At 59.1% G+C, this 24,324-nt stretch carries 35 protein-coding genes; 34 read left to right on the forward strand and 1 reads right to left on the reverse strand.

What is annotated here, in order from left to right; all coding sequences use genetic code 11:
* Window positions 1–169 precede the first annotated feature (169 nt).
* From KGA89_RS26085 to KGA89_RS26155, 15 genes are all read left to right on the forward strand, one after another.
* Window positions 170–487 (forward strand): DUF3077 domain-containing protein, encoded by a 318-nt coding sequence (locus KGA89_RS26085; protein WP_223472861.1) that lies wholly within the window; start codon window positions 170–172, stop codon window positions 485–487.
* The gene (locus KGA89_RS26090; protein ID WP_223472862.1) at window positions 487–777 is read left to right on the forward strand and encodes a hypothetical protein; all 291 of its coding nucleotides are present in this window, start codon (window positions 487–489) and stop codon (window positions 775–777) included. The genes KGA89_RS26085 and KGA89_RS26090 overlap by 1 nt, the downstream gene beginning before the upstream one ends.
* On the forward strand, window positions 774–1,280 hold the full coding sequence (locus KGA89_RS26095) for a hypothetical protein (RefSeq protein ID WP_223472863.1): 507 nt from the start codon (window positions 774–776) through the stop codon (window positions 1,278–1,280). The genes KGA89_RS26090 and KGA89_RS26095 overlap by 4 nt, the downstream gene beginning before the upstream one ends.
* Window positions 1,277–2,035 (forward strand): Rha family transcriptional regulator, encoded by a 759-nt coding sequence (locus KGA89_RS26100; protein ID WP_223472864.1) that lies wholly within the window; start codon window positions 1,277–1,279, stop codon window positions 2,033–2,035. The genes KGA89_RS26095 and KGA89_RS26100 overlap by 4 nt, the downstream gene beginning before the upstream one ends.
* Window positions 2,032–2,634 (forward strand): hypothetical protein, encoded by a 603-nt coding sequence (locus KGA89_RS26105; RefSeq protein ID WP_223472865.1) that lies wholly within the window; start codon window positions 2,032–2,034, stop codon window positions 2,632–2,634. The genes KGA89_RS26100 and KGA89_RS26105 overlap by 4 nt, the downstream gene beginning before the upstream one ends.
* Entirely contained in the window at window positions 2,631–2,867 is a 237-nt protein-coding gene (locus KGA89_RS26110; protein ID WP_223472866.1) for a hypothetical protein, read from the forward strand. Before KGA89_RS26105 ends, KGA89_RS26110 begins: the two co-directional genes overlap by 4 nt.
* 2 nt (window positions 2,868–2,869) lie before the next feature.
* The gene (locus KGA89_RS26115; RefSeq protein WP_223472867.1) at window positions 2,870–3,604 is read left to right on the forward strand and encodes a helix-turn-helix domain-containing protein; all 735 of its coding nucleotides are present in this window, start codon (window positions 2,870–2,872) and stop codon (window positions 3,602–3,604) included.
* Entirely contained in the window at window positions 3,588–4,421 is an 834-nt protein-coding gene (locus KGA89_RS26120; RefSeq protein WP_223472868.1) for an ATP-binding protein, read from the forward strand. The genes KGA89_RS26115 and KGA89_RS26120 overlap by 17 nt, the downstream gene beginning before the upstream one ends.
* Entirely contained in the window at window positions 4,418–5,815 is a 1,398-nt protein-coding gene (locus KGA89_RS26125; RefSeq protein WP_223472869.1) for a replicative DNA helicase, read from the forward strand. The genes KGA89_RS26120 and KGA89_RS26125 overlap by 4 nt, the downstream gene beginning before the upstream one ends.
* On the forward strand, window positions 5,808–6,095 hold the full coding sequence (locus tag KGA89_RS26130; protein WP_223472870.1) for a hypothetical protein: 288 nt from the start codon (window positions 5,808–5,810) through the stop codon (window positions 6,093–6,095). The genes KGA89_RS26125 and KGA89_RS26130 overlap by 8 nt, the downstream gene beginning before the upstream one ends.
* On the forward strand, window positions 6,092–6,475 hold the full coding sequence (locus KGA89_RS26135; RefSeq protein WP_223472871.1) for an antiterminator Q family protein: 384 nt from the start codon (window positions 6,092–6,094) through the stop codon (window positions 6,473–6,475). The genes KGA89_RS26130 and KGA89_RS26135 overlap by 4 nt, the downstream gene beginning before the upstream one ends.
* 296 nt (window positions 6,476–6,771) lie before the next feature.
* A complete protein-coding gene (locus KGA89_RS26140; RefSeq protein ID WP_223472872.1) occupies window positions 6,772–7,353 on the forward strand; it encodes an OB-fold putative lipoprotein in 582 nt (193 codons plus the stop codon).
* 210 nt (window positions 7,354–7,563) lie between these two features.
* The gene (locus KGA89_RS26145; RefSeq protein ID WP_223472873.1) at window positions 7,564–7,932 is read left to right on the forward strand and encodes a hypothetical protein; all 369 of its coding nucleotides are present in this window, start codon (window positions 7,564–7,566) and stop codon (window positions 7,930–7,932) included.
* A 109-nt stretch (window positions 7,933–8,041) separates the two neighbouring features.
* Window positions 8,042–8,413: a DUF3450 domain-containing protein gene (locus KGA89_RS26150; protein WP_223472874.1), complete on the forward strand. Its 372-nt coding sequence runs from the start codon at window positions 8,042–8,044 to the stop codon at window positions 8,411–8,413.
* Window positions 8,413–8,751, forward strand: a complete 339-nt coding sequence (locus tag KGA89_RS26155; protein WP_223472875.1) for a hypothetical protein — start codon at window positions 8,413–8,415, stop codon at window positions 8,749–8,751. Before KGA89_RS26150 ends, KGA89_RS26155 begins: the two co-directional genes overlap by 1 nt.
* A 588-nt stretch (window positions 8,752–9,339) precedes the next feature.
* Here the strand turns inward: KGA89_RS26155 and KGA89_RS26160 are convergent.
* Window positions 9,340–9,759, reverse strand: coding sequence for a hypothetical protein (locus tag KGA89_RS26160; protein WP_223472876.1), 420 nt, complete (start codon window positions 9,757–9,759; stop codon window positions 9,340–9,342).
* Window positions 9,760–9,864: 105 nt separating this feature from the next.
* On the opposite strand from KGA89_RS26160, the gene KGA89_RS26165 reads away from it, so the two are divergent.
* From KGA89_RS26165 to KGA89_RS26255, 19 genes are all read left to right on the forward strand, one after another.
* Complete coding sequence (locus tag KGA89_RS26165; protein ID WP_223472877.1) at window positions 9,865–10,050, forward strand: hypothetical protein; 186 nt, start codon at window positions 9,865–9,867, stop codon at window positions 10,048–10,050.
* Window positions 10,041–10,415, forward strand: a complete 375-nt coding sequence (locus KGA89_RS26170; protein WP_223472878.1) for an HNH endonuclease — start codon at window positions 10,041–10,043, stop codon at window positions 10,413–10,415. Before KGA89_RS26165 ends, KGA89_RS26170 begins: the two co-directional genes overlap by 10 nt.
* A 150-nt stretch (window positions 10,416–10,565) precedes the next feature.
* Window positions 10,566–11,051 (forward strand): phage terminase small subunit P27 family, encoded by a 486-nt coding sequence (locus tag KGA89_RS26175; RefSeq protein WP_223472879.1) that lies wholly within the window; start codon window positions 10,566–10,568, stop codon window positions 11,049–11,051.
* Window positions 11,051–12,778 (forward strand): terminase large subunit, encoded by a 1,728-nt coding sequence (locus KGA89_RS26180; RefSeq protein ID WP_223472880.1) that lies wholly within the window; start codon window positions 11,051–11,053, stop codon window positions 12,776–12,778. The genes KGA89_RS26175 and KGA89_RS26180 overlap by 1 nt, the downstream gene beginning before the upstream one ends.
* An 11-nt stretch (window positions 12,779–12,789) precedes the next feature.
* Window positions 12,790–12,954 carry a hypothetical protein gene (locus tag KGA89_RS26185; protein ID WP_223472881.1) on the forward strand — a complete coding sequence of 55 codons (165 nt, stop codon included), beginning with the start codon at window positions 12,790–12,792 and terminating at the stop codon, window positions 12,952–12,954.
* Window positions 12,947–14,284 (forward strand): phage portal protein, encoded by a 1,338-nt coding sequence (locus KGA89_RS26190; RefSeq protein ID WP_223472882.1) that lies wholly within the window; start codon window positions 12,947–12,949, stop codon window positions 14,282–14,284. Before KGA89_RS26185 ends, KGA89_RS26190 begins: the two co-directional genes overlap by 8 nt.
* The gene (locus KGA89_RS26195; RefSeq protein ID WP_223472883.1) at window positions 14,281–14,982 is read left to right on the forward strand and encodes an HK97 family phage prohead protease; all 702 of its coding nucleotides are present in this window, start codon (window positions 14,281–14,283) and stop codon (window positions 14,980–14,982) included. The genes KGA89_RS26190 and KGA89_RS26195 overlap by 4 nt, the downstream gene beginning before the upstream one ends.
* A 9-nt stretch (window positions 14,983–14,991) precedes the next feature.
* Window positions 14,992–16,251, forward strand: coding sequence for a phage major capsid protein (locus tag KGA89_RS26200; RefSeq protein ID WP_223472884.1), 1,260 nt, complete (start codon window positions 14,992–14,994; stop codon window positions 16,249–16,251).
* Between the two features lie 60 nt (window positions 16,252–16,311).
* Entirely contained in the window at window positions 16,312–16,539 is a 228-nt protein-coding gene (locus tag KGA89_RS26205; RefSeq protein WP_223472885.1) for a hypothetical protein, read from the forward strand.
* A gap of 2 nt (window positions 16,540–16,541) precedes the next feature.
* The gene (locus KGA89_RS26210) at window positions 16,542–17,027 is read left to right on the forward strand and encodes a head-tail connector protein (protein WP_223472886.1); all 486 of its coding nucleotides are present in this window, start codon (window positions 16,542–16,544) and stop codon (window positions 17,025–17,027) included.
* Window positions 17,028–17,390 carry a phage head closure protein gene (locus KGA89_RS26215; protein ID WP_223472887.1) on the forward strand — a complete coding sequence of 121 codons (363 nt, stop codon included), beginning with the start codon at window positions 17,028–17,030 and terminating at the stop codon, window positions 17,388–17,390.
* Window positions 17,383–17,904, forward strand: coding sequence for a hypothetical protein (locus tag KGA89_RS26220; RefSeq protein WP_223472888.1), 522 nt, complete (start codon window positions 17,383–17,385; stop codon window positions 17,902–17,904). Before KGA89_RS26215 ends, KGA89_RS26220 begins: the two co-directional genes overlap by 8 nt.
* A 23-nt stretch (window positions 17,905–17,927) precedes the next feature.
* Window positions 17,928–18,518: a hypothetical protein gene (locus KGA89_RS26225; protein WP_223472889.1), complete on the forward strand. Its 591-nt coding sequence runs from the start codon at window positions 17,928–17,930 to the stop codon at window positions 18,516–18,518.
* Window positions 18,515–18,721: a DUF2635 domain-containing protein gene (locus KGA89_RS26230; protein WP_223472890.1), complete on the forward strand. Its 207-nt coding sequence runs from the start codon at window positions 18,515–18,517 to the stop codon at window positions 18,719–18,721. Before KGA89_RS26225 ends, KGA89_RS26230 begins: the two co-directional genes overlap by 4 nt.
* Window positions 18,721–20,217, forward strand: a complete 1,497-nt coding sequence (locus KGA89_RS26235) for a phage tail sheath subtilisin-like domain-containing protein (protein ID WP_223472891.1) — start codon at window positions 18,721–18,723, stop codon at window positions 20,215–20,217. Before KGA89_RS26230 ends, KGA89_RS26235 begins: the two co-directional genes overlap by 1 nt.
* A 60-nt stretch (window positions 20,218–20,277) precedes the next feature.
* Entirely contained in the window at window positions 20,278–20,625 is a 348-nt protein-coding gene (locus KGA89_RS26240; protein ID WP_223472892.1) for a phage tail tube protein, read from the forward strand.
* Window positions 20,622–20,918, forward strand: a complete 297-nt coding sequence (locus KGA89_RS26245; RefSeq protein WP_223472893.1) for a phage tail assembly protein — start codon at window positions 20,622–20,624, stop codon at window positions 20,916–20,918. Before KGA89_RS26240 ends, KGA89_RS26245 begins: the two co-directional genes overlap by 4 nt.
* Before the next feature lie 130 nt (window positions 20,919–21,048).
* Entirely contained in the window at window positions 21,049–23,064 is a 2,016-nt protein-coding gene (locus KGA89_RS26250) for a phage tail tape measure protein (protein ID WP_223472894.1), read from the forward strand.
* Window positions 23,065–23,067: 3 nt separating this feature from the next.
* Entirely contained in the window at window positions 23,068–24,324 is a 1,257-nt protein-coding gene (locus KGA89_RS26255; RefSeq protein WP_223472895.1) for a DNA circularization protein, read from the forward strand.

Here is a 24,324-nt window from a genome sequence, read left to right on the forward strand (position 1 = left end):
CTTGCCTGCCAAATAAAAAGGAATCCGGCATGAGCGAGCACATCCCGCCCCATTTTTTGCTGTCTGGCTGACTTTTCTCCAGGCAACAAAAAGCCCGCTTCGCAGGCGGGCCTTTTAACCAGTCCCTTCGCAGGGGACTTTCTGTACTTCTTCGTTCCAGGAGAACGATATGACGCACCCGAAAAATACCACCGGACCTAGCCGGATGCAACACCGACTGCTAACTGAGGCTACCGACTTCGCAACCGTGGATGGCGAAAACCGCCAACCTTTCGGCGTTAATGCCGGAATTCCCGTCGGGGAAGCAATGAATATGGCGACCGGCTTGCTTGGCGCTCTTCAGCATATCGCGACGATGTGCATCGATCGTGATCCCGATGTCAACGACGTAGTAGCAATCCGCTTTCTTGCCATGGCGAGCCAGGCTTTGATCACCGCATCAGTATTGAGCGTCGAGCTGTGCGAAGGCCAAGGCGGTGCTCAGTGATGACCTCAAAACCTACTATCAAAGGCGTCGCTGACGAGGCGGAGTTCCAGTTGGTTGTCGCCCGAGAGAACCTTCAATGGCTGGCTGCTTTGGCCAGGGCGATTGCTCGTGAAGCAAAGGGGGACGACCGCGACACAAAAGTGCTGGTTGGCCTCGTCAACTATCTGGACGACACCGGTTTTTCAGGGATCGACCAAGCAATCGACAACTTCAAGTCAGCGTCCGTCGAATACGCGACACAAACCGCGCACAACCCAAACGTGGCGCGACATTCGGAGGTGGCCCCATGAAAGCCCCTATCCCCCAATCCAAGCGACGGGTTCCCAACGGGAAACAAATCGGCCTTCGCTCGAAGCCCGAAAAAAGGACGTCCTGGGAGCGCTTGCCATTTGTAGGCAAAGACCATAGCGCGCACTACTCGTGCTGGGATGTTCCGCTAACTGGCGGCTACTTCGGTGGCATAGAGACGGGCAAGGTGGTTGCACGTCTGTACCTGAAGCACCTCCGTGAAGAGCAGAACAACCCTATCGGGCTTGGAACAACGCACCTTCAAGGAATGCTTAGCTCCCTCAACTCCAAAACTCCAGCGTCTGCAGAAGAAGAGGCGTCGCTGAAAGGCCAGCGTGTCGGCTTCATCTACGAGCTTGGAGTATGGATCCAGGCGGCTGTCACTAGGCTCGGATCATGCCTTGATGCCGTTCCTGAGCGCACGTTCGTCCAGCATGCAAATGAATCTCTGACGAGAACTGACGCTGCACTGATGGCAGCTATCGCCGCGAGGAGTAGTCAATGACCATCGTCATCATCAAAGACGGCGATGCCGTCACTACCACCCTGGCGATTGCCGAAGGCACACTCAACGATCACGCGAGTGTCATCAAGCTGGTCCGCACCTACCAGGCGGATCTTGAGGATTTCGGAAGGGTCGGATTTGAAATCCAGCCCTTTGCGACTGCTGGCGGTGAGCAGTCCCGTGAGATCGCAACCCTAAACGAACCCCAGTCAACGCTGCTGCTGACTTTCATGCGCAACACGGACGTTGTCCGGGTGTTCAAGAAGACCTTGGTCCGAGAGTTCTGGGACATGGTCCGCCAACGCAATCGGCCTATGTCTCCCGCCGAGCAGCTGTTGGCCAATGCCCAGGTGATGGTTGACATGGAACGCCGCCAGGACCGAATCGATCATGCCGTGGCCCACATCGAAACGCGGGTGGCCAGTGTCGAGCAGGTCCGGTACCTGGACTCCATGCCCGCTGGGTTTGAATCGATGACGTCGATCCGCGCCCGCATCAACTTGCGCCACGGTCTTCCCCAATGGGTCATCAACGCCGTCATGCGCGACATCCCCGGCGCGCCGCTGCCGTTCGCCATGGTGCGCAGCAAGCACGCCGACGACGGTGCCCAGCCGTACGCGATCTGGCCCAAGGCCGACATCACCCGCCGCTTTGACCGGTTCGCCGCCGAGTGCACCCTCGTCACTGCTGAGCGCGCGACCCATCCCGATATTCAGCAAGGTCGCTTCAAGCTGTGCCTGAGGACTTCCGCATGAGCAAAATTATTGATTTCCCCAAGCCCCCCACAACCGAAACCATCAATCAGGCGTTCTTCGAGAAGTTCGCCGACGCCGCTCTGCTGCTGAAGTGCTTCGAGTGTGTGAAAGACGCCGCCGAGTTTGTGGAAGAGGGCGGAGTGATTCAGGAGCGGGACGACATGTACGTCGGTTTGATCGAAGCGTACTGGGCGCTCAAGGTTCTGTTCGAGCGTAGGACGGGCGCCGACGCATTGATTGTGTCCAACGAGCACTGGACGGCCGCGAGCGAATCCCTGCTTGCAGGGGAAGAGTCGCCGCCCATGTTGATCCCAACCGGAGAGTCTCTTACCGCGCCGTTGCCGCCCGAGTACTTCAGCGAGCATAGCGATCTGGCATTGGCCTGCACCGCTTTCAATTCGAGCGACCAGATCCGGCTCGGCGCAAACGCCACGCTTGCTGCTTCTAACGCTGCTATCTCGGCCACCGTGGCCGTGGAGGCTATCAACGCCACCACCGTGCTGCGCCTGCTGGTGCTGCGCATGTCTGGCGGCACTGTCGAGTCCATGGGGGAGGTTGTGTCAAAACTCCTCCGGCCTAACGGGGAGACGCTGCAATGACCATCACTCCGAAAACAACTACCCAGGATATGGGTAGTTTGTCTGGGGCTGCCGAGGTGGTCGCCGGCCCCTGGCCGAACTACTCCAACTGCCGCCACTTGCCTGAACGCGAGCGCTGGGAGATTTACGGCCTGGCCAAGGCAGGCCGCAGCGCCCTGGAAGATCGCGGTGTCGTCATGGCTGAGACCTATGACGACTTCGTGCGCCGTGTCTGCGCCGAGCTGGAGATCTGACCATGAGCATGGATCTGATGGTCAAGGCCATGAAAACCAAGGTTGGCAACCCTCTGCGCAAGCTGGTGCTGGTCAAGCTGGCCGATAACGCCAGCGACCAGGGCGAGTGCTGGCCGTCTTACAAGCATATCGCCGACCAGTGCGAGATCGGGCGATCGACGGTGAAGCTGCATGTTCGCGAGCTGGAAAAAGCCGGGTTTCTTCGTCGTGAGTACCGCCGTAAGGGAGAACTGAATCAGTCGAATGTCTTCCACTTGACTCTCGACGGTGGGGCAACAACTGCCCCAGGGGGTGGGGCACCAGATAACCCACCTGGGGCACCAGATAACCCAGGGGGTGGGGCAGGAGCTGCCCCCAGAACCAGTCACTCTTTTGAACCAGTCAAGGAACCTAAAACCTTGTGCGCATCGGAATCAGAATTAGCTGAAGCATTCGAGGTGTTCTGGAAGCTGTACCCCAACAAGAAAGCCAAGGCGAACGCGCGTAAGGCATGGGAAAAGCTGAAGCCAAGCGCTGAACTTCGCCAAACCCTGATGACAGCTCTGGGCAGCCACCGCGTTTCCCGAGACTGGACCAAGGACGATGGACAGTTCGTGCCGATGGCATCGACGTGGCTGAACGGCGAGCGATGGACTGACGTACTCAAGCCAGTCGCCGCGGGTGGGCAGGCGTTCAACAACCTGCCCGTGCACACCGAAGACATGTACCAAGGAGGAGGCAATGGCCCAGCGTTCTAATTTCCGCCGCCAGCCTGAGCTTCGCTCGTTCACCGGGACCTGCCAGCACCACCCTGAAGTGGTGTCGCGAAGCGAGGTTGAGCAGTTCGATGGGACGATGCAGGTCCGCGCTTGCAAAAAATGCCAGTTCCACGGGCTCCGGGTTGCGCCAGCAGGGAGCGAGGAGCATTCCCTGGCGCTGGCCAACCTCAAGGCCGAGAACGTCAACATCGCGCTCATAGGCTCCGGTATCTCGCCACGGTTTGCGCAGAGCTCGTTCGACAACTACCGCGTGACGTCGCCGGCGATGGACCAGGCCCTGGAGCTATGCCAAAGCTACGCAGACAATTTCGGCGAGCATTACCGGGCCGGTCGCAACCTGCTGCTGACCGGGAACGTTGGTACCGGCAAGACGCACCTGGCCTGCAGTATCGTCCAGCAGCTCATTCGCCGGGATAACGCCGTGGCGGTGATCACCACTGCGGCGGAGATCATTCGGGTCTTCAAGCGTTCGATGGCTCGGGACTCTGGCTACACCGAGGGCGACGTGATCGACGAGCTGGCGAGCTTTGACTTGTTGGTGATCGATGAGGTTGGCGCCCAGGCCGGTACCCAGTACGAACTCGCGGTCCTGCATGAAGTGATTGATCGTCGATATCAACTGGTCAAGCCGACCGTGATGATTTCCAACCTCCCTGCAAAATCGAAGCAGGACGCCGAAGGGAAGCATGCCCCGAGCCTGGAACAGTACATCGGTGCCCGGGCGCTGGATCGGCTCCGGGAGAATGGCGCGTTCCTGGCCGGCTTCTCCTGGGCCTCGGCAAGGGGGCGCTCATGAACCAGGCAAGAGCGTACTACCTGCCAGAGGCTGAATACGGGGTGCTCGGTGCGATCATGCTGGCATCGCTTCAGGGTGACACGGCGCTGGTCGACGAAATTGTCTCGCAGATGAAGTCCGCCGACTTTCATCATGAGGACAACGCCGCGCTTTTCGATGTCATCCACGACTGTCTTGCCCAGAAAATGCCCGTTGATGCGGTGACTGTTGGATCAATCCAGCGGTCACTGCCCAGCGGACAATCAACGATGGCCTATGCCGCAACCTTGAGCAGGGACGTTCCATCCACCGCCAACTGGAAGGCTTACGCCGACCAGGTGAAGCAGTGGGCGGTGATCAGACGGTTCATCGGCGTCGGCAACGTCGCCGTCGATGGGTTCCAGGCCAGTCTTCCAGCCTCGGAGATCATCACGCAATGCCAGCAGGCCCTGGCCGATCTTCGCGACTTACAGAGCGGAGGCAAGGCCGGGTACAAGCTGATGGCTGACGTTCTGCCCAAGGTGCTGAACAACATGGACGACGTGCTCAATGACCGGGCCCCGCCGAAGCTGTCCACCGGCCTGGCGGATCTGGACAAGCTGATCGGGTTCCTCCGGCCAAAATCCATGGTGGTGATCGGCGGCAGGCCAGGCAGCGGCAAAACAATGCTCGGGTTGCAGATCGTCAACCATGTCGCCATCCGTGGGCAGGGGGTGGGCCTGATCATCAGCTTGGAGATGGGTGAGGAGGAGCTGACTGTCCGCACCATCGCCTCCCAGGGCGGCATTGATTTGCGCCGAATGGAGGAGGTCAAGTGCCTTGAGCGGGATGAGTGGGACCGCATCGGCGTCGCCGCAGGAAAGATTAACGGCGCCAAACTGTACTTGAACGACACCCCTGGGCTGACGATGTCCGCCATACGAACTGAAGCCCTGAAGCTTAAGCGAGAGATCGGCCTCGACATCTTGATGGTGGATTATTTGGGATTGGTGGGCGCCGATGGCAAGACGCAGAACCGGGGTGAGGCCGTCGGCAAGATATCGATCGCCATGAAAAACCTCAGCAAGGAACTCGGCGTCCCCGTCTTGGTGCTGGCGCAGCTCAACCGAAACCCGGCCAGCCGCCCCGGGAAAAAGCCACAAGCCAGTGACCTTCGCGACTCCGGACAGATTGAACAAGACGCCGACGCGGTGATTCTGGTTCACCACGACCCGGAGTCGGAAATGGGGGAGCAGGGTGTCTCCGAGCTGATCCTGGACAAGGGACGGCAGGCCCCGGCCGGGTCATGCCTAGTTCAAAGGCAAGGGCAGTTCGCCCGTTTCGTCAACTTTGCAGGCCGCGAGCCCACGCAGGAGGAGGTCGAAGCAAATCGTCCCTTCGCTGGCCGCATCAAGGGGAGAGCAAATCATGAGTGACGTCAAAGCGGCACTGCCGCGCAAAGCCATGAGCGATATCGAGTGCCAGTTCTTGAAAATCGCCGGCGAGGAGTTGGCGAAGGTCAAAATGGGAGGGCCTGCCGCGCTGGCGGCTCTGTTGGACATGGTCGCCAGTTGGCACTCGAGCCGGTTGCAGATCGGTTTCCATGATTACGGCCAGCGCTGGCTTCTGGAAGGCAATGCGAAGAAGACCGCCGCTGACCGGTTGCTTCGAGACCTATTTGGCCTGAGTGACCCTGATCCGAGGAAAGCAGCATGATGATTCGAAAGCCGTTGCAGCGCCCCTTGGGCGATACCGAGTATATGCTGGAACAGTGGGGTTGGTGGCGCATGGATGGAATGGGTATTCCCAGCTACGCCTCGCCGATGATGGCGATCATGCGGGAGGTGATGCCGGCCACCTGCAAGTCCTATGTCATCACGGACGAACTGGCGGGAGTGGTCGATGGTGCGGTGGCCAGGCTCTGCAAGCGGGATCAGCAGATGGGCGACATGATCTGGCTTTACTACGGCGCGAAATGGGCCGCGGTGCGAGTCGGACGCCAATACGGCATGAGCGAAGGCAAGGCTCGAGAGCTGATCAAGGCCGGCGTTGCCTGGGTGGATTGCGTCTTGGAGCGGGTCAGGGAGGCAGCTTGAAAAAAAGAGTTGTCCATATGGAATAGCTCTGTTTTCATAGCACCGTGTTCAGCTTTTCAAGCGCGACACCATAGAGAAAGCCCGGCCATTGAGTCGGGCTTTTTTATGGACAAGATACAAAGCGGAAGAGCGAAAAGCCTTCTTGTTTATTCGAGACCGGTGGAAGCTAGTCAAGAACGCTGGGCGATTGCCAGGTTTGCATTCTCAATGCTTTAGAGGCTTCTTCTATGCGCTGGTAGCATTTTGATGTCGCTGCGCACAAAATGCTCCCCCTACTGATCGCCACGGAGAGCGATATGACTGCAGTGACCGCGCAAACTAAACGCAATGTTGGTTTTCTTCTCGGGCTTGGAATTTTGTTCCTGCCCTTTGTCTTCGTATGGTTTCTGCTGCGGAACGGGCATTCGCTTCTCGCCCGAATCATCGGGTTCGGCTGGCTTGTACTGTCCATTCTCGTTGCTGCTGGGGCACCGTTCTCGACGTCAAGCAACAACGGCAGTGCTCAGATTTCCAAGCCATCAGCGTCGTTACCAGCCCCTGTTGCTGCAACTGCTCCTGCCGAGCCTCTTAAGGCCTACACCGCCGCACAAGTAGCGTCGAGTTACGAGGACAACACCGTTGCAGCAGACGTCCAGTTCAAGGATAAACGCGTTCAGGTGACCGGCCGGATTACCGACATCAATACGGACTTCCTCGGAAAGCCTTACCTGGTACTGGCCGGCACGAACCAGTTCATGGGGCCGCAGTTTAAGTTTGAAAAATCTGACTTGGCCGTTATGGCAACGTTGAAGAAGGGCGCCACCGTCAAGGTCATTTGCACTGGTAAAGGTGATGTCGTAAAAACTCCTATGTTTGAAGATTGCGAGCTCGTGAAGTAAGCAGCGATGATGCAATTTGAGGCGCGGAGAAAGCTTGTGGGAATCGGTTTAGACTTTTAGCTTTCACGTTGTATTGCGGTTTTTACGCGAGCAAAGCCCATCTACGAGATGGGCTTTTTAGTTTCCGACGTATTAATTTGTAGGGATTGATTGAAGGAGGATGTGCTGGCAAAGTGGTGGCCAATAATGTCGCCTAAAAGGATGTAAGCCATGCAAGACCCTTTCTTGAAAAGCCTCAACGCAATCGTAAATGGTCACAAGGTCACGTTCGGGATAACGCTTGTTGTCGCAGGTGGTGTGATTACCGGAACGTTGGTTTCCGCTAATTCTTACATCGAAGCGTTTGCCAACTCTTTCTCTGAAGCATTTCCAGGAGGCCCGAACGAAAATGTTCGAGCAGGCTTCGCGGCTTGGGGGCAACCAGGTGCGGAAAAAATTCACGATGAGTTCATTCATTTGAAGGACGCCAGATACATCAGTGGTGCGACCCTTATTCCAACGAATGGTGAGGGAGTGCTCTGGAGAGGTAGTCTCGACTCCGTTAGCGGATTCTCCCTAGGGGCGCCAAATCCAAATTGATCTGATCGATCGTTCAATGTTTAGTAAATAAGCCCCGGCACCTGCCGGGGCTTATTCGTTTTCGGGTTTTGCCCAGGCCGTGCAGGCCTCTTTTTATTTCGGAGCTGTGATGGATCCTACCGACCTCGGCCCGGGCACGGCTACCTGGCTGGGCGGGACTGGAACCGTTTTGCTGGGCGGCTTTCTCTGGTTGAGAAAATTCCTGTCCAAGGACGCAACTGACAGGGCGATGGATAACGCCGACATCGGCACTGTTCGCCGGTTGAACGAACTGCTCGACACTGAGCGCGCCCGGGCAAACGCTGCTGAGGCCCGAGCAGACCAGTTCGCCAAAGAGCGCAACGAGCTTGCCGCCGCGGTTGGCAGGATGGAAGGGAAGGTCGAGGCCCTCACCAGTCAGATCGCCCAGCTCACTGACAAGGTGACCACGCAGAGCGCTGAGATTGCGCGTTTGCGGGCCCAGCTTGGGGGTGTCAACTGATGGACAGATGCGCTATGGAGTTCATCGCCCGCCGATGGTGGCGCCGAGCCGAGATATGGGTCATCGCGATCCTTCTGGTAGCCGGCGGTTCCGTCTTGGGCTTTCAAGCTGCTCAGTGGTCAATGGCCAGTTGGTACACCGCCCAGGTCGCCGAGGTGCGACGCGGGTATGACGAGGCAACCAAGCAGCGTGACATGCGCTTGAACAAGTTGGCCCAGAGCGCCACCGAGGCAGCGGTGAAGGTGGAAGGTGCCGCAGGCAAGGCGACAGAAGCCGCCGAGACCGCCGGAAAGGCAGCTGACAAGGTTAACGAGGCCCTGGAACGGCAGGGCCCATAAAATCGCGACACGTTTCGCGGCTCAGCAAATTGTGTCGCGGTGCAGCAGAAAGGCCGCAAATGGAACTTACCGTTACTTGGCTTTTAGCCCCCATTCTTTATCAAGCCAAGCGTTGAGGTCATCGCGCTTGTGCGGAGCCCGACCAGGGGAGCCCTCAAGCTTGTGAGCTACCTTGCTCCGATTATCATCAGTCAAATCGCGTCCACGGGTCTTTAGGTAATGGTCGATGTAGTACTCGACCTCCCATGATTCAGTCAGGGAAACGAAAACTCGATCAATCTTCCCGCGGTACTTTTTGTTGTCGTCGCTCTTCCAGACCATTTCAACACCATGTGAGTAAGTGGCTTATTGCCACACCTTTTTCATATCACCTATTTCATATTGGATCCATGATTTGAGTCAGGTTCCGATCGCTTAGTCCTTCGACCTAGTCAATCCCTGTGTCCGCAGGGCCTTTCGTTTCGGTCTCCTCACACCTGTAGGCGTTCGCAAGGACATATCACTCGCTGATGCATCGGGTGGTGAGTCGTGGGGCTATGGTCGTGGTGGACCCCAGAACAAGCGCAGTCAGAGCAGGTAGCAAAGCGCCTAAAGAGGAGACGCGTAGCAAGCTTGGAGGGTTTTTTGATAACCATCTAAACCCCGCTGTAGTTGCTCAATCTGTTCGCTGGCGAAGCCGCCCGCATAGGGATACTTGATGGAACTCATCAAGTTCGAGACTTCTAGTGCAATGGGAGCACACCTGTCATTTCGCAATGCCTGAACCTTTGCCATCGTATTTTGCAACTGGAGTTGTTGGTTTGCGAAAGCTTGACGTAGCTCCTTGATCTCAAGGTCTTTCTTTTCTCGCTCTCTGTTCATCTCATCATTTTTTGCAGAGATGGAAGCAAGAGCGGCTTCCTGTTTTCCGTAATTCAGAGAGACGGTGACTAGGGACGATGCTGCAGTTATCAGGAAAGCGCCCACTGTTACGGATAACCAGCTCGGACGGTTTAGTGTTTGAGTCATCAGTTTTTTGCCTTAGGTGGGCTACTCGTACGGAGCGGAAAGTGCCGAATTGTAGTGGATGCGCCGCCCGGCGCGAATGGATCATTAAAATGAAGAGGCTTGCATATGAGCGAGCAGCCCAACTCCTTGGAAAGCCTGCTGGCCCAGGCACTGGCGGAGCAGGTCAAGCAGACCGCCCTGCTGCAACGGATGGCCGACCAACAATTGATGTTGATCCAGGCAATGGCCGATGAGCCAGAAGATCCAGATGCACTGCCACTGACTTACATGGATGGCTCGCCATGCCTCTAAGGCCAAAGAAGCCGTGCAACGCCCAGGGTTGCAACACGCTCACGCGTAACGCCAGGTACTGCGATGAGCATGCTCACTTGTTGAAGAGTGCTGCGCGAGCCAAGCCTCGGGAGAGCAGCACACAGCGCCTCTACACGTACAAGTGGCAGAAGGCGAGCAAGGGCTTCCTGGCTCGCTACTCACTGTGTGCTGAGCATGAGCGACAAGGAGAGGTGGTCGCTGCCACTGAGGTTGACCACATCATTCCCCACAAGGGTGACGCGGCGATCTTCTGGAATCGAAACAACTGGCAGTCGCTGTGCCATAGCTGCCACAGCCGCAAGACGGCCCGTGAGGACGGCGGATGGGGCAACCCGAGGGGCTGACCGTGCAAAGTGCCCGGAAAATGGCCTAAATGAGAGAAATTCCCATCCATGGGGAGGGGGGAGGGGCAAAAGTCCAGGGCTTTTGCCTTCTAGACCGTCCGCCCAGCCTTTCTTTCACGACCGCGAAATTAAAAAATCAGGAGTTGCGCGATGGGGGGCACTGCCACGGTCGCCGGCCGTGGTCGCAAACCCAAGCCAACGGCCAAAAAAGCACTCGCCGGAAATCCCGGCAAGCGTGCGCTGAACACGGCAGAGCCGCAGTTTTCAACGGTGACGGATATCGACCCGCCGGAATGGCTGAGCGATCGCGCGGCCACGATGTGGCGGATGTTGATCCCGGAATTGCTCCGTGAGCACGTCGTCGCGCTCACCGATCTACACAACGTCGAGGCGTTTTGCACCGCCTATGACAAGTGGCGGATGGCTGAAGAAGCCGTCCAGAAGTTCGGGATTGTTGTCGAGTCTGCCCAGGGCAGCCCCATGAAGAACCCGGCGCTCACTGCCGCGAACGAATCCATGCGCCAATTGGTTACGTTCGGGTCGTTGCTCGGCCTGGATCCTTCCAGCCGTACCCGAATCATTGGCGGAAACAAGCAAACCTCAACCAACGAGTTCGCCAAATTATTGAGTAGCTGATGGCCAAGACTGCCCACCCCAACGTCGACAAGGCGATGGCTTGGGCAAGAACCGTTTTGAAAGGTAAGTTCCCGGCTTGCCGATACATCCACCAATCGATTCAGAGGCACTTCGACGACGTTGCCGCGAGCCGGCTCAAGTCGTTTCCGTACAAGTTCGACCCGAAGAAAGCCGAGAAAAAGCTAAAGCTCATGCAGCTTTTGCCTCACACCAAAGGCGAATGGGCGTTTAAGCGGCAGCTAATCACGCTGGAGCCGTGGCAGTTGTTCGGCCTGGCGTGCACGTTCGGGTGGGTAAAGAAGAAGGGTGGCTATCGGCGGTTCCGGGAAAGCTATTGGGAAGTCCCTCGGAAGAACGGAAAGAGTGTCATCGCCGCCGGCGTGGGCATCGGCATGTTCGTTGCCGACAACGAGTTCGGCGCCGAAGTCTATTCCGGTGCGACCACCGAGAAGCAAGCCTGGGAGGTGTTCCGCCCGGCGCGCTTGATGGTCATGCGCTCACCGATGTTGATCGAGGCGGCCGGTATCGAGGTCAACGCCTCGAACATGAACATACCGTCGGATTGCAGTCGCTTCGAGCCGTTGATTGGCAACCCGGGCGACGGTGCGTCGCCATCCTGCGCGATCATCGACGAGTTTCACGAGCACGACAGCGCCGCCCAATACGACACGATGTTGACCGGGATGGGTGCACGTCGGCAGCCGCTGATGTTCATCATCACCACCGCCGGCGCGAATATCGAAGGGCCTTGCTATGACAAGCGCCGGCAAGTTCTGGAAATGCTCAACGGCACGGTGCCCGACCCGGAGTTGTTCGGCTACATCTGGACCCTGGATGAAGGCGACGATTGGACCGACCCGAAGAACCTTGCCAAGGCCAACCCATGCATGGGCGTCTCGGTGTTCCAGGAATACTTGGAAAGCCAGTTGGCCCGCGCAATTCGCTCGGCGAGATTCACCAACACGTTCAAAACTAAGCACCTCAACCTGTGGGTGAGCGCAAAGGCGGGCTTCTTCAACGTCGAAACGTGGCGGTCATGTGAAGACAAAACGCTGACCCTGGAGATGTTCGAGGGGCAGGAATGCATCCTGGGCTTCGACCTGGCGCGCAAGCTTGATATGAACTCCATGGCTCGTTTGTTCTGGCGCGTCATCGACGGCAAGACGCATTACTACTCGATCGCGCCTAAGTTCTGGGTGCCCGAGGATACAGCCAACGACACCGACAACAGGCGAATGGCTGAGCGGTTCCAAGCCTGGATCAACACCGGGCACCTGCTCACGACCGACGGCGCCGAGGTGGATTACCGCGAGATTCTTGCCGAAGCCAAAGAGGCGAATCATCTGGCGCCTGTCCGGGAATGCCCAATCGACCCCCACGGGGCGACCGGGCTTTCTCACGACCTAGATGACGAAGGGCTCAACCCCGTAACCATCACCCAGAACTACACCAACATGAGCGACCCGATGAAGGAACTGGAGGCGGCGATTACCGCCGGCCGGTTCCACCACGACGGGAATCCCATCATGACCTGGTGTATCGCCAACGTCATCGGCAAGTTCCTTCCGGGCAACGACGACGTGGTTAGGCCCATCAAGCAAGGCGAAGACAACAAAATCGACGGCGCCGTCGCCTTGATCATGGCGATCGGCAGGGTGCTCATTTTGGCCGGTAACAACGAAGGCAACATCAGCGACTTTTTCTCAAGCCCAATCATCGTTGGATAACAGGAATCACCATGAATACAGGCCTCCTCATATTTCTGCTGGCGGCCGTGGCCGGGTTCTGCTTGATGGTTGGCGGAGTGTTCGTTCTTGCCGGTATGGGGTGGTCCCTTATTGCTGGCGGCGTGGCGTTCCTGCTCGCCGCCGGCTTTATTCGAAAGGGGCTGACCAGTGAATAAGCCCTTGAAGTCTGTGCTTCGACAGGCGCTGTTTAAATCGGCGGAGCCTGGAATCGTGAAGTCATCGCTTGCAGGCTGGGTGGGGCGGCGAATCGGCCTGGGCGATGCTGCTTTCTGGAACGGTTTCTACGGGACGGACTCCGCATCTGGCAAAACGGTCAGCCAGCAAACCGCGTTGCAGCTGTCCACGGTGTGGGCCTGTGTTCGGCTCATTGCTGAAACCTTAGCGACGCTGCCAATTGCGCTCTATGAAGATAAGAACGGTGTGCCAACCGTAGCCTCATCGCACCCAGTTCATCGTGTAATCAGTATCCAGCCGAACGCTGACCAAACGCCGGTGGAGTTCTGGGAATGCGTTGTGGCCAGCCTATTGTTGAGCGGCAACAGCTTCAATGAACCCCACCTGGTGGGGCGTGAACTTTCTTCGTTGGAGTTCTTGCTGCCGCAATCGGTGTCGCCGCCGAGGCGCACCAGTAGCGGGGCGATCGAATACCGCTTCACGGACAGCGAAGGCAAGCCGCACACGCTGCTGGACGAACAGATGATGCACACCCGCGGTTTCGGTACCGATCCACTTTGCGGCCTGAGCCCTCTAGCCATGGGGCGCAATGTGTTCGGCGCAGCGATGGCGGCTGATGAATCGGCGAGCAAGATGTTCGCCAATGGCATGAAACTCGGCGGTGTGCTTTCCACGGATCAGATCCTGAACAAGGCCCAGCGAGAAGACATTCGCGAAGACATGGCCGCCAAATTCGCTGGCGCCGTCAACACCGGAAAAACCATGGTGTTGGAAGCGGGCATGAAGTACCAGCAGGTGTCGATGACACCTGAAGACGCCCAGATGCTTCAGACGCGGGCCTTCAACGTTGAGGAAATCTGCCGCTGGTTCCGCGTTCCGCCCTGGATGGTTGGGCACACGCAGAACAGCACCAGCTGGGGAACCGGCATGGAGCAGCAGATGATCGGCTTCCTGAGCTTCACCCTGTTGCCATGGATGAAGCGCATCGAGCAGAGCATCAACCGGCGCCTGCTTCGTCCGGATGAACGCCGGCGCTTCTACGCCAAGTTCAATCCTGAAGGCTTGTTACGGGCCGACAGTGCAGCTCGGGCTGCCTTCTATAGCTCCATGACGCAAAACGGCATCTACACCCGCGACGAATGCAGGATCAAGGAGAACCTAGCGCCAAAGGGTGGCAACGCCGACCAGCTAACAGTGCAATCCAACATGTTGCCAATCGACAAGCTTGGCGAAGGCTCGGGCGATGCGCAGCAAGCGCGCTCGGCACTCTTGGACTGGCTCAACGACAAACCCAAGGGGAACCAGGAATGAGACATAAGGACCAGTCCCTGGCGGTTAAGTACCGCTCATTTGACTACGACGTGAAGGCTGTCAGCGATGACGGCCTTTTTTCTGGCTATGGATCCGTGTTTGGCGTGGTCGACAGCTACAACGAGGTGGTGGCGCCGGGGGCTTTCCTAGAGTCCATCGCTGACGCCAAGGCTAAAAGCCGGACGTTCCCGGTGTTGTGGCAGCACCGCACTGGCGAGCCGATCGGCAGTTGGGATATCGAAAGCCTGAAAGAGGATGACCGCGGCCTGTTCGGTTCCGGGGATCTATGGCTGGCGGACGCACCTTATGCCCGCATCGCTTTTCGTGGAATGCAGTCGCGCTCTATCACTGGCTTGTCGATCGGGTACTACGTGCGCGATTCCAAGTTCGACGAGAAGACGCGGGTTCGCACGTTGACCAAGCTCGACTTGGTGGAAATTTCGATTGTGACCGTGCCGGCGAACGACGAGGCCCGAACCGACACCATCAAATCGAAGCTGGCCCACGGCGGCCTACCTTCACTTCCTGAATTTGAGCTGCTCCTGCGCGAGGCAGGCTTCTCGAAAACTCAGTCCGCAGTGATTGCCAATCGCGGATTGCAGCATCTGCTCCGGAGCGAGTCCGCGGGCGACCTGGCAGCAATTGAAGTCGTCGAGGCGCTGAAGTCGCGCCCCGCACTGTCCCTCCCTTCGTTTTGAGGATCCACCATGCATAACGCCATGAGCAACCAGGCTCGCGCCGAAAACCGTCAGATGCAGCGCAAGGAACATGCAGACGACAAGATCCAACTGAAAGCAGTGAATGATCTGCTTGACCAGCGCGACCAGGAAATCAAGGCTTTCGCCGAGAAAGCCAACAAGGAAATCAAAGAGCACGGCACCATCCTGGCGGAGACCAAGACCATTCTGGATGGTCTGGTGAAGGACGGCCTGTCCCTTCAGGATCGCTTCCAGGACATCGAGCAAAAGCTGGCGCGCCGCTTCGCTGCGAACGATCCGAGTGAGCAGAAGTCTGTCGGCGAACAGTTGTCCGAATCGGACGACTACCAGGCTCTGACCACAAAAGGCCGCGGTATTGCTCGCCTGAATTTGAAGGCTGTTACCAATATCACCAGCGCCACCACTGGCACTGGCGGTGTCGGCGTTGGCATTCAGCCGACTCGCGTTGCTGGGATCATCACGGATCCTGAGCGTCAGTTCACGATCCGTGACCTGATCATGCCGGGGCGCACTGGTTCGAACGCAGTCGAGTTCGTGCAGGAAACTGGTTTCCAGAACATGGCCGCTCCGCAGGCCGGTGAAGGTGCTACGAAAGCACAGTCTGACCTGTCGTTCGGCATGGTTACCACCACGGTCAAGACCATCGCTCACTGGTTCCGGGCGTCGAAGCAGGTGCTGTCGGACATCCCCCTCCTGCAAAGCTATATCAACGGCCGAGCAATCTACGGCCTGAAGTACAAGGAAGAGGAGCAGATCCTGGCGGGCGACGGCACCGGTCAGAACCTGCTGGGCCTGATTCCGCAAGCCACTGCCTTCAACGAGGCGCTGCGCAAAGCCGGCGACACCAAAATCGATACCCTGCGTCGCGCGATCCTGCAGGTGCGTGTCGCTGAATACCGAGCCTCGGCAATCGCCCTGAACCCGGTGGATTGGGCGGACATCGAGCTGACCAAGGACAGCACCGGTTCTTACATCTGGGTCAACGTGCAGGAAGGCGGCGTTCAGCGCCTGTGGAAGCTGCCGGTGGTGGACAGCAACGCGGTCCCTGAAGGCGAGTTCCTGGTAGGCGCAATGAACATCGCGGCCCAGGTGTTTGACCGTGAAGACGCCGCTGTTGAGGTCTCGACTGAAGACGGCGACAACTTCCGCACCAACATGGTCACCATCCGCGCCGAGGAGCGCCTGGCTCTGGCGGTGTACCGTCCTGAATCGTTCGTGCACGGCGAGTTCGAAGACCCTACGCCGTAATCGCAATTCTCTTCCTCTCACTGATCAGGAGCGCGCCCGGGCGACTGGGCGCGATTTGCCATGCCAGAGATTCAACTGACAACCAAAAAGGGCTTCCTCAATGGCCATGTATATGCCAAGCGAGGATCCGAAATCACTGCTGATGAGTTTCGGGCGGCTGAGTTGCACCGTCTCGGCCTCGTCGAGGATTACGACGTGAAACAGGCCGAAGAGGTTGAAAACAAAAAATCGTCGGACCCTGATAACAAATCGACGCCCAAACCAGGCACCAAGAAGAAGGCCGAGTAATCATGAGCGTGATCAGCATCGATCTAGCAATGAAGCACCTTCGGGCGGAATCCGAGGATGTCGAAGACGTTCAGTCGAAGCTTGATAGTGCTGAAAGCGCCGCCCAGAAGTTCTTGCAGCGCCGGTTTTATGCAGACGCTGCTGCATTGGCCGAGGCCATCGCCGAAGTTCCGGCCGCGCGTCTCGCTGCTCGCACGGCATACGACTTGGCTGTCACGGCAGCGGAAACGGTAGAAAACTGGGATGACCGCTGCGCAGCTCTTACTGACGCACAGTTCGTGTTTTCCGAGGCATTGCGAGATTGCACCGCTGTGGCCCGCGGGATGGTCATAAACAAATCCATCGTCGCGGCCTGCCTGCTCACCCTCGGCCACCTCTGGGCGAACCGGGAGGACGCTGTGACAGGAATCAATACCTCTTCTGTCACGGAGCTTCCCCACGGCTCGCGCTCATTATTGCAGCCCGATAGAGTTTCGATGGGGGTTTGAATGGCTTACCGCGAGCCCGGAGCTGGCGAGCTCAACAAGCACGTAACGCTTCGCCGTCGCGCCGATGTGCCAGCACCTGACATGGGTCTGGATTCTCTGTTTTCAGAGCTAAACCCACGCTGGGCGAAGATTGAACCGGTTGGATCGGCTGTCTACACCGACAGCGCGCAAACCGACAACAAGATTACCCACCGTGTTTTTCTGCGCTATCGAACCGGGATCACGACCGCCTATGAGGTTGTCCACCAAGGGACGCTGTACCGAGTGAAGCGCGGCTTCGATATGAACGGGCGAGGCAGATTCGTCGTGCTTGAAGTCGAAGAGCTCGGTCTGCTCCAGCCAGGAGGGGGAATTTATGTCTAACTCCGCCTCGATCGACGGATACCTGCACGTCGAGGGTTTCGACAACTTCGAGCGCGACGCCTTCGACAAACGCCAGATCCGCGCCGGCATGCGAAAGGTCGGCCTGCTCGTCACGCAGCGCGCCCAGATGAACCTGGTGCTGGGCAAGGGCCAAGATGGATACCCGGTCAACCGAACCGGCGCGACGGTCGAATCGGTCACCTTCAAGGTTTCCCGCTCGGGATTCCTGGTGCGGATCTCCCCGACGAAAACTTCGGCAATGGAAGAGTTCTACCCGGCTTACCTGCACTACGGCGTCAAGCAAGGGCGCAGGCCCGGCAAGCTTGCGCCGGGCAAGGGGAAGGGCCGGAAGAATAGGCGCGCCGCTGGTGTTCGGGCTCGCCTGGTCGCGGAGCGCGCCGCGGGCGAATGGCGCATTAAGCCCCGCGACAACTACATGGCCGACGCCCTGCAGGATTCGGCCTCACAGGTTCAATCGATTCTCTCGGCAGCATTCGCCGCCGCCCTGGGCTGATCGCTGCCCCAACGGGACCACGCATGAAACTGAACCCCATCGTTGCCCATCTTCGGGAGACGTGCCCCACCTTTGCCGATCGAGTAGCAGGCGGCATCGACTGGGATGCCGTCGTCGATAGCGCCCAGCTTGCCCTGCCGGCTGCCTACGTCATCGCCACAGCAGACGCCGCCACACCGAGCAAGGCGCAGAACATGGTCATCCAGGACATAACCGACCAGTTCAACGTGGTGATAGTCCTGGCTACATCCGACGAGCGCGGGCAAGAGGACAACGACCAGCTTCACGACATCCGTGCCGAGTTGTGGCTGTCGCTGGTCGGTTGGAAGCCTGGGCCGGAGTACACCCGCATCGAATACGGCAAGGGCGCGTTACTGCATATCAGCCGCGCCCGTGTCGTCTATCAGTTCACCTTCTTCTCGGAGTTCCAACTCGGCCGCAACCGGTCGAGCGACCCCGCCGAGACGTGGCAGGAATACGAGCTAGACGGCCTGCCGGGCTTCACCGGCGCGAACATCAACATGGACTGCATCGACCCTGCAGACCCGAACCTGAAACGACCCGGCCCGGACGGGCGCATCGAAGCGCAATTCACTGGAGACGTAACACCATGACCAATCGCATCACTGTGGTGCCGGCCTCTGGCCGTTCTGTGCCCGACCCGGAGGCCGGCGACCTGTTGCCCAAGGAGGGCCGGGAGGTGCCGGACAACGCTTGGTGGCGCCGTCGCCAGGCCGATGGCGACGTGACCCTCAAAGCCGATAAGGCCCCATCCACCAAGGCCGGCACGCCGGCGAAAGCCGAGGAAGCGCAATAATGGCTATCGGATTCAGCAACATCCCGGTCGATATCCGTGTGCCGTTGTTCTATGCGGAGATGGATAACTCGGCGGCCAACAGCGCATCGTCGGCCATGCGCCGCTTGATCGTCGGCCAGGTTAACGACAACGCGACCAGCGAAAGCATCGGCCAACTGGTCCTAGTGTCCAGCGTGGCGCTGGCCAAAGAAATCGGCGGTCAGGGCTCGATGCTCGCCGCGATGTACGAAACCTGGCGCAAGGCTGATCCCATCGGGGAAATTTGGTGCCTGCCATTGCAGAACGATACCGGCGCCGCGGCGACGGCCACCGTTACCATCACGGGCGCCGCCACCGAGGCCGGCCTGTTGAACCTGTACGTCGGCGGCGCCCGGGTTCAATCCGTCGTTCCTTCGGCGGCAACCCCTACGGTCGCCGCTGCTGCCCTGGCGGTGAAGATCAATGCCACGCCGGACTTGTCGGTAACTGCCGCTGCGGTGGCTGGTGTGGTGACGCTGACTTGCAAGTGGACCGGTGAAAGCGGCAACGATATCTCCGTGGCCATGAACCGCCTGGGCAAGTCCAACGGCGAGACGACCCCGGCGGGCTTGACCGTGGTCACCACGGTTATGACTGGTGGTGTCGGTGTGCCGGACCAGGTGGACGCGGCGGCGGCCCTCGGCGATGAACCGTTCGAGTTCATCTGCATGCCATGGTCGGACACCACCAGCCTGAATGTCTGGAAGGACACGATGGACGACAACACCGGGCGCTGGTCCTGGGCCAAACAATTGTTCGGTCATGTCTACAGTGCCAAGCGCGGCACCATCGGCACGCTGGTAGCGGCAGGCCAGGCGCGCAACGACCAGCACGTCACCATCCAGGCCGTCGAGACGGGTGTGCCGCAGCCGGTGTGGGTGCAGGCGGCCGCATTGGCTGGGCGTACGGCGGTGTTCATCTCGGCGGATGCCAGCCGGCCTACCCAGAGCGGTAGCCTGCCTGGCCTGGACCCAGCGCCGGCCAGTGAGCGGTTCACCCTGACCGAGCGCCAGTCCTTGCTGACCTACGGCATCGCCACGGCGTATTACGAGGGCGGTTACGTGCGCATTCAGCGCTCGATCACCACCTACCAGAAAAACCCCTTCGGCCAGGCGGATAACTCCTACCTGGACAGCGAGACCATGCACCAGTCGGCGTTCATCATTCGCCGGATGCGCAGCGTGATCACGAGCAAGTACGGTCGCCACAAGCTGGCGAGCGATGGCACCGCGTTCGGCGCCGGCCAGCCGATCGTCACCCCGGCGGTCATCCGTGGTGAGCTGATCGCGCAATACGCCAAGCTCGAGCTGGAAGGGCACGTGGAGAATGCCGAGCTGTTCGCGCAGCACCTGGTGGTGGAGCGCGACACGCAGGATCCGAGCCGGGTCAACGTGCTGTTCCCGCCGGACTACATCAACGGCCTGCGCGTCTTCGCGCTGCTCAACCAGTTCCGTTTGCAGTACGACGAAGCGGCGTAACCCCGACCCACGACACCCAGCCCGCCCAGTGCGGGCTTTTTCATTCTGGAGACACAGACCATGGGTCAAAAAGTAGCGGGCACCGTTTACGTAAAGGTGGACGGCGAACAGCTGACTATCACCGGTGGCGCGGAAGCGCCGCTTATGGATAAGAAGCGCGAAACAATCTACCCCGGCTTTTTCAAAGAGGAAGAGCTGGCGGCTTACCTGAAAATGACGGCGATCCACACGCCGAATTTTCCGATAAAGGCTCTCACAACCGGTCGCGACATGACCATCACTTGCGAGTTCAGCAACGGGACGGTCTACGTCCTGGCCGGTGCTTACCTGGTAGACGAGCCGTCGTCGAAAGGCGATGACGGCACCATTGAGCTGCAATTCGACGGCATCAAAGGGAGCTGGCAATGAGTCATGTTCAAAAACTTCAAGTCGCGATCGAGGCCCACGGTGAACCCATGACTGAGCTCAACCTGCGCCGGCCCACCGTGCAGGAAGTCCGGGCTATCAAGGCGCTGCCCTACAAGATCGACAAAAACGAGGAGGTCAGTCTGGACATGGACGTTGCCGCGAAATACATCGCGGTCTGCGCCGGCATTCCCCCGTCGTCGGTGAACCAGTTGGACCTGTCCGACCTGAATGCCCTGAGTTGGGCCGTTGCCGGTTTTTTCATGAGTGCGGCGTCGCAGCCATCGGCGACCTGATTGCAGCCGCCTATGACCTGGCCTGGTTCTGGAAGGTTGACCCCGAACAGATGATGGCCAGGCCACTGGATGTGCTCCGCGAATCCCTAGAGCACGCCCAACGAATTAACGCAGCCCAGCAGGTGCAGTGATGGCGGACAAGTTCCAGCTCAAGGCGTTGATCACCGGCGTCGACAAGCTGTCGCCGACGCTGGCGGGCATTCGCAAAAACGTTGCGGGTTTCCGCAAGCAAATGAACAGCTCGGGCCTGGGCAATATTGGCTTTAAGGATCTGGTCCAGGGCGGAGCGTTTGCCGCGCCGTTCATTGCCGGCGCGAAAGCGGCGATGGAATTCGAAACGGCCATGGCCGACGTGAGGAAGGTCGTCAACTTCGATACGCCGAAGCAGTTCCAGCAAATGGGACAGGATGTCCTGGATATGTCCGAACGGCTGCCAATGGCGGCCACTGGTATTGCGGCCATTGTTGCGGCGGGCGGCCAGGCCGGTTTCGCTGCGGGCGAGCTAAAGCAGTTCGCCGAAGACGCGGTGAAGATGGGCATCGCGTTCGACCAAACCGCCGACCAGTCGGGCGACATGATGGCGAAGTGGCGGACGTCATTCAAACTGACCCAGCCCGAAGTGGTGGCCCTGGCTGACAAGATCAACTACCTGAGCAACATCGGGCCATCGTCAGCAGCGCAGATCTCGGACATCGTCACTCGTATCGGCCCGCTTGGTGCGATAGCTGGTCTGGCCTCCGGCCAGATCGCCGCCATGGGCGCCACCCTGGCGGGTGTGGGCGTGCCCAGCGAAGTTGCGGCTACCGGCATGAAGAACTTCATGCTGGCGCTGACCAAGGGCGGGGCGGCCACCAAGCAACAGGCCCAGGCCTTCAAGTCGCTGCGCCTGGATGTGAAGCAAGTTGCCAAGAGCATGCAGAAGGATGCCCAGGGCACGATTGAGGATGTTCTTGAGCGCATCGCCAAGGTGGACCCGGCCAAGCAGGCAGGTCTTTTGACTGAGTTGTTCGGCACTGAGTCGGTGTCTGCTATCGCGCCATTGCTCACCAACTTGGACCTGTTGAAGAAAAGCTTCTCCGCGGTCGGAGCCGGTGGAAAGTTTGCCGGATCCATGGAGGTGGAATTCGCCGCACGGTCCAAGACCACGGCCAACTCCATGCAGCTTCTGACCAACAAGGTCACGCGATTAGGTGTTGAGGTGGGAGCCGCGCTACTGCCGCCATTCAACGACTTCATGACGTTGGTCGGTCCTCTGGTTTCCGGCTTGTCGTCGCTCGCCGCGCAACATCCTGGGTTGATCAAGGGCGTACTGGCGGCGGGCCTGGCTTACGGTGTGCTGCGCGTTGCAGTGACTGCCGCCATGTTCGCCATGAAGCTTTTCGATGGCGTAACAAAAAAATCCATCGTTGGGCTCGTTGTGCAGGGCATTGCGCTTGCCGCTGGTTTGCTGATCGCTAACTGGTCCACCGTGGCGCCATTCTTCGAGAGAGTCTGGCAGGTGATCCAGGGTCCAGTGCTCAAGGCCTGGGACTTGTTTAAGTCCTTCGCTGACTGGACCCCTATATCTCTGATCATGGAGAACTGGGGGCCACTCACTGATCTGTTCGCCGCGACCTGGAACCTGCTGGTGGCCTTGTCCACCCCGGCCATGGACTTTCTAAAGACCATGTTCGATTGGTCGCCGCTGGGGATGATCGTCAATAACTGGGGGCCGATCACTGCCTGGTTCCAGCAGCTGTGGGAAAAGCTGCGGCCAATCATCGAGCCGATCATGAAGTGGTTCGGCGGCGGGGAGGGTGGCGAAGGAATTATCCAGACCGCCACTGACAAGGTAAACGCCTTCACCGAAGCCCAGCAGAAACGCAACGCAGGCGCGGGTGGAGGTACCGGTGAGCTGCTGTTCGCGGATGCCGCTCAATCCGCCGCCGCCCGCCAGGCGATGAACAATCAGGCCTTCGGCATCAGCAACAACCAGCTCCTACAGCAGACCGCTGCCACCAACGGGCAAAAGCTCAACGGCGAACTCAACATCAACCTGAACGGCGCACCGCCGGGCACGACGATCGAACAGCCGAAAACCAACCAACCCGGGCTGAACATCAAGCCCAACGTCGGTACCCGTACCGTCGGCGTCATGAAGGGGTAGAGCATGGCAAGTGATTGGCGCAAGCAACTGTTGCCAGCGTCGTTCCGAGGGATCAGTTTCTTGATTCCTCGGGCGTCGGTTCCGGTCGGCCAGAAGGGACAGCTACACGAATACCCCCAACGGGATGATCCCTACTTCGAACAGCTCGGCAAGCAAGCCCAAGTCCACACCATGACGGCGTGGGTGATCGGCGACGATTGCTTCGAGCGGCGCGACAAGCTGCTGGAGGCGTTGCAAACCCCTGGGCCTGGTGAACTGGTGCACCCTTGGTTGGGCCGGATGCAGGTCAAGGTCGGCGACTGTAACCTGTCTCACGAGCTGACCGCCGGCGGCATGGTCAGCTTGGACCTTACGTTCTACCCAGACAGGCCGCTGACGTTTCCCACGGCCAAGGTCAACAGCCAGCAACAGGTGGTCAAGGCTTCCGACAGCCTGCTGGATTCGGCCTTGGCTCGCTACAAGGCGGCCATGGCCAAGGTCGACCAGGCGCGCCTGGGCTTCATCAGGTTGCGCAACAGCCTGTCCAATGTGTACGCGGTGATCCAGCAGCAGTTCGCCCCGTTCGTGGGCGTGTTCACCAACCTGTCGGGCTTCGTGCAATCGCTGATAAACGCGCCGGACTCGCTGTCGTCACTGTTCTCCAGCTACTTCAAGGATTTTTCGCTACAGGACAGTGCCTTCTCGGACACCCGTTCGAGCTACCGCAACGCGGTGGCCATCACCACCCAGCAGACCGAGGCGGTGTCCAGCATCAACACCGTGAGTCAGGTCGGCGGCGTGGACGCGGTGGCGGCGTCACAGGCCACGGCCAACCTGGTGCAGGACTCCCTCCTGGTCCAAATCGCGCTCATCGTGAGCGAAATGCCGATCGCCTCGCAGCCGGTAGCGACTGGCTCGACGCCTTCGGTCGAACAGCAAGCGGTTCTGCCGCTGGTTCGCCAAGAGGTGCCGGTGGCCGACGATGTAATCGAGCTGCGCGATGGGCTCAACGAGGCGATTTATCAGGCCTCGCTCAAAGCTGACTCGGCGCATTACGTGGTGTTGAACACGTTGCGTCAGACCCTGGTCAAGCACTTGACCGCCGTGGCCGAGTCCGGCGTGCGCCTGGTTGAGATAACACCGCCTGAAACGATGTCTGCCTTAGTGCTGGCGTACCGCCGGTTCGGCGATGCCACCCGCTCCAGTGAGGTGGTGCAGCGAAACCGCATCCGGCACCCGGGCTTTATTCCGGCGGCGCCGATCAAAATCGCCCAGAGGTAA

Source organism: Pseudomonas sp. A-RE-22, assembly GCF_019956035.1.
GTDB classification, from domain to species: Bacteria; Pseudomonadota; Gammaproteobacteria; order Pseudomonadales; family Pseudomonadaceae; genus Aquipseudomonas; species Aquipseudomonas brassicacearum.

What these genes read in the sequence shown, in the direction of transcription:
- KGA89_RS26175 (WP_223472879.1), top strand. Translation starts at nt 10,566, where the DNA reads ATGGGGGGCACTGCCACGGTCGCCGGCCGTGGTCGCAAACCCAAGCCA.
- KGA89_RS26110 (WP_223472866.1), top strand. Translation starts at nt 2,631, where the DNA reads ATGACCATCACTCCGAAAACAACTACCCAGGATATGGGTAGTTTGTCT.
- KGA89_RS26130 (WP_223472870.1), top strand. Translation starts at nt 5,808, where the DNA reads ATGAGTGACGTCAAAGCGGCACTGCCGCGCAAAGCCATGAGCGATATC.
- KGA89_RS26105 (WP_223472865.1), top strand. Translation starts at nt 2,032, where the DNA reads ATGAGCAAAATTATTGATTTCCCCAAGCCCCCCACAACCGAAACCATC.
- KGA89_RS26135 (WP_223472871.1), top strand. Translation starts at nt 6,092, where the DNA reads ATGATGATTCGAAAGCCGTTGCAGCGCCCCTTGGGCGATACCGAGTAT.
- KGA89_RS26085 (WP_223472861.1), top strand. Translation starts at nt 170, where the DNA reads ATGACGCACCCGAAAAATACCACCGGACCTAGCCGGATGCAACACCGA.
- KGA89_RS26240 (WP_223472892.1), top strand. Translation starts at nt 20,278, where the DNA reads ATGGGTCAAAAAGTAGCGGGCACCGTTTACGTAAAGGTGGACGGCGAA.
- KGA89_RS26245 (WP_223472893.1), top strand. Translation starts at nt 20,622, where the DNA reads ATGAGTCATGTTCAAAAACTTCAAGTCGCGATCGAGGCCCACGGTGAA.
- KGA89_RS26150 (WP_223472874.1), top strand. Translation starts at nt 8,042, where the DNA reads ATGGATCCTACCGACCTCGGCCCGGGCACGGCTACCTGGCTGGGCGGG.
- KGA89_RS26210 (WP_223472886.1), top strand. Translation starts at nt 16,542, where the DNA reads ATGAGCGTGATCAGCATCGATCTAGCAATGAAGCACCTTCGGGCGGAA.
- KGA89_RS26120 (WP_223472868.1), top strand. Translation starts at nt 3,588, where the DNA reads ATGGCCCAGCGTTCTAATTTCCGCCGCCAGCCTGAGCTTCGCTCGTTC.
- KGA89_RS26100 (WP_223472864.1), top strand. Translation starts at nt 1,277, where the DNA reads ATGACCATCGTCATCATCAAAGACGGCGATGCCGTCACTACCACCCTG.
- KGA89_RS26195 (WP_223472883.1), top strand. Translation starts at nt 14,281, where the DNA reads ATGAGACATAAGGACCAGTCCCTGGCGGTTAAGTACCGCTCATTTGAC.
- KGA89_RS26180 (WP_223472880.1), top strand. Translation starts at nt 11,051, where the DNA reads ATGGCCAAGACTGCCCACCCCAACGTCGACAAGGCGATGGCTTGGGCA.
- KGA89_RS26185 (WP_223472881.1), top strand. Translation starts at nt 12,790, where the DNA reads ATGAATACAGGCCTCCTCATATTTCTGCTGGCGGCCGTGGCCGGGTTC.
- KGA89_RS26140 (WP_223472872.1), top strand. Translation starts at nt 6,772, where the DNA reads ATGACTGCAGTGACCGCGCAAACTAAACGCAATGTTGGTTTTCTTCTC.
- KGA89_RS26155 (WP_223472875.1), top strand. Translation starts at nt 8,413, where the DNA reads ATGGACAGATGCGCTATGGAGTTCATCGCCCGCCGATGGTGGCGCCGA.
- KGA89_RS26200 (WP_223472884.1), top strand. Translation starts at nt 14,992, where the DNA reads ATGCATAACGCCATGAGCAACCAGGCTCGCGCCGAAAACCGTCAGATG.
- KGA89_RS26090 (WP_223472862.1), top strand. Translation starts at nt 487, where the DNA reads ATGACCTCAAAACCTACTATCAAAGGCGTCGCTGACGAGGCGGAGTTC.
- KGA89_RS26160 (WP_223472876.1), bottom strand. Translation starts at nt 9,759, where the DNA reads ATGACTCAAACACTAAACCGTCCGAGCTGGTTATCCGTAACAGTGGGC.
- KGA89_RS26250 (WP_223472894.1), top strand. Translation starts at nt 21,049, where the DNA reads ATGGCGGACAAGTTCCAGCTCAAGGCGTTGATCACCGGCGTCGACAAG.
- KGA89_RS26125 (WP_223472869.1), top strand. Translation starts at nt 4,418, where the DNA reads ATGAACCAGGCAAGAGCGTACTACCTGCCAGAGGCTGAATACGGGGTG.
- KGA89_RS26220 (WP_223472888.1), top strand. Translation starts at nt 17,383, where the DNA reads ATGTCTAACTCCGCCTCGATCGACGGATACCTGCACGTCGAGGGTTTC.
- KGA89_RS26115 (WP_223472867.1), top strand. Translation starts at nt 2,870, where the DNA reads ATGAGCATGGATCTGATGGTCAAGGCCATGAAAACCAAGGTTGGCAAC.
- KGA89_RS26145 (WP_223472873.1), top strand. Translation starts at nt 7,564, where the DNA reads ATGCAAGACCCTTTCTTGAAAAGCCTCAACGCAATCGTAAATGGTCAC.
- KGA89_RS26170 (WP_223472878.1), top strand. Translation starts at nt 10,041, where the DNA reads ATGCCTCTAAGGCCAAAGAAGCCGTGCAACGCCCAGGGTTGCAACACG.
- KGA89_RS26095 (WP_223472863.1), top strand. Translation starts at nt 774, where the DNA reads ATGAAAGCCCCTATCCCCCAATCCAAGCGACGGGTTCCCAACGGGAAA.
- KGA89_RS26255 (WP_223472895.1), top strand. Translation starts at nt 23,068, where the DNA reads ATGGCAAGTGATTGGCGCAAGCAACTGTTGCCAGCGTCGTTCCGAGGG.
- KGA89_RS26235 (WP_223472891.1), top strand. Translation starts at nt 18,721, where the DNA reads ATGGCTATCGGATTCAGCAACATCCCGGTCGATATCCGTGTGCCGTTG.
- KGA89_RS26215 (WP_223472887.1), top strand. Translation starts at nt 17,028, where the DNA reads ATGGCTTACCGCGAGCCCGGAGCTGGCGAGCTCAACAAGCACGTAACG.
- KGA89_RS26205 (WP_223472885.1), top strand. Translation starts at nt 16,312, where the DNA reads ATGCCAGAGATTCAACTGACAACCAAAAAGGGCTTCCTCAATGGCCAT.
- KGA89_RS26230 (WP_223472890.1), top strand. Translation starts at nt 18,515, where the DNA reads ATGACCAATCGCATCACTGTGGTGCCGGCCTCTGGCCGTTCTGTGCCC.
- KGA89_RS26165 (WP_223472877.1), top strand. Translation starts at nt 9,865, where the DNA reads ATGAGCGAGCAGCCCAACTCCTTGGAAAGCCTGCTGGCCCAGGCACTG.
- KGA89_RS26225 (WP_223472889.1), top strand. Translation starts at nt 17,928, where the DNA reads ATGAAACTGAACCCCATCGTTGCCCATCTTCGGGAGACGTGCCCCACC.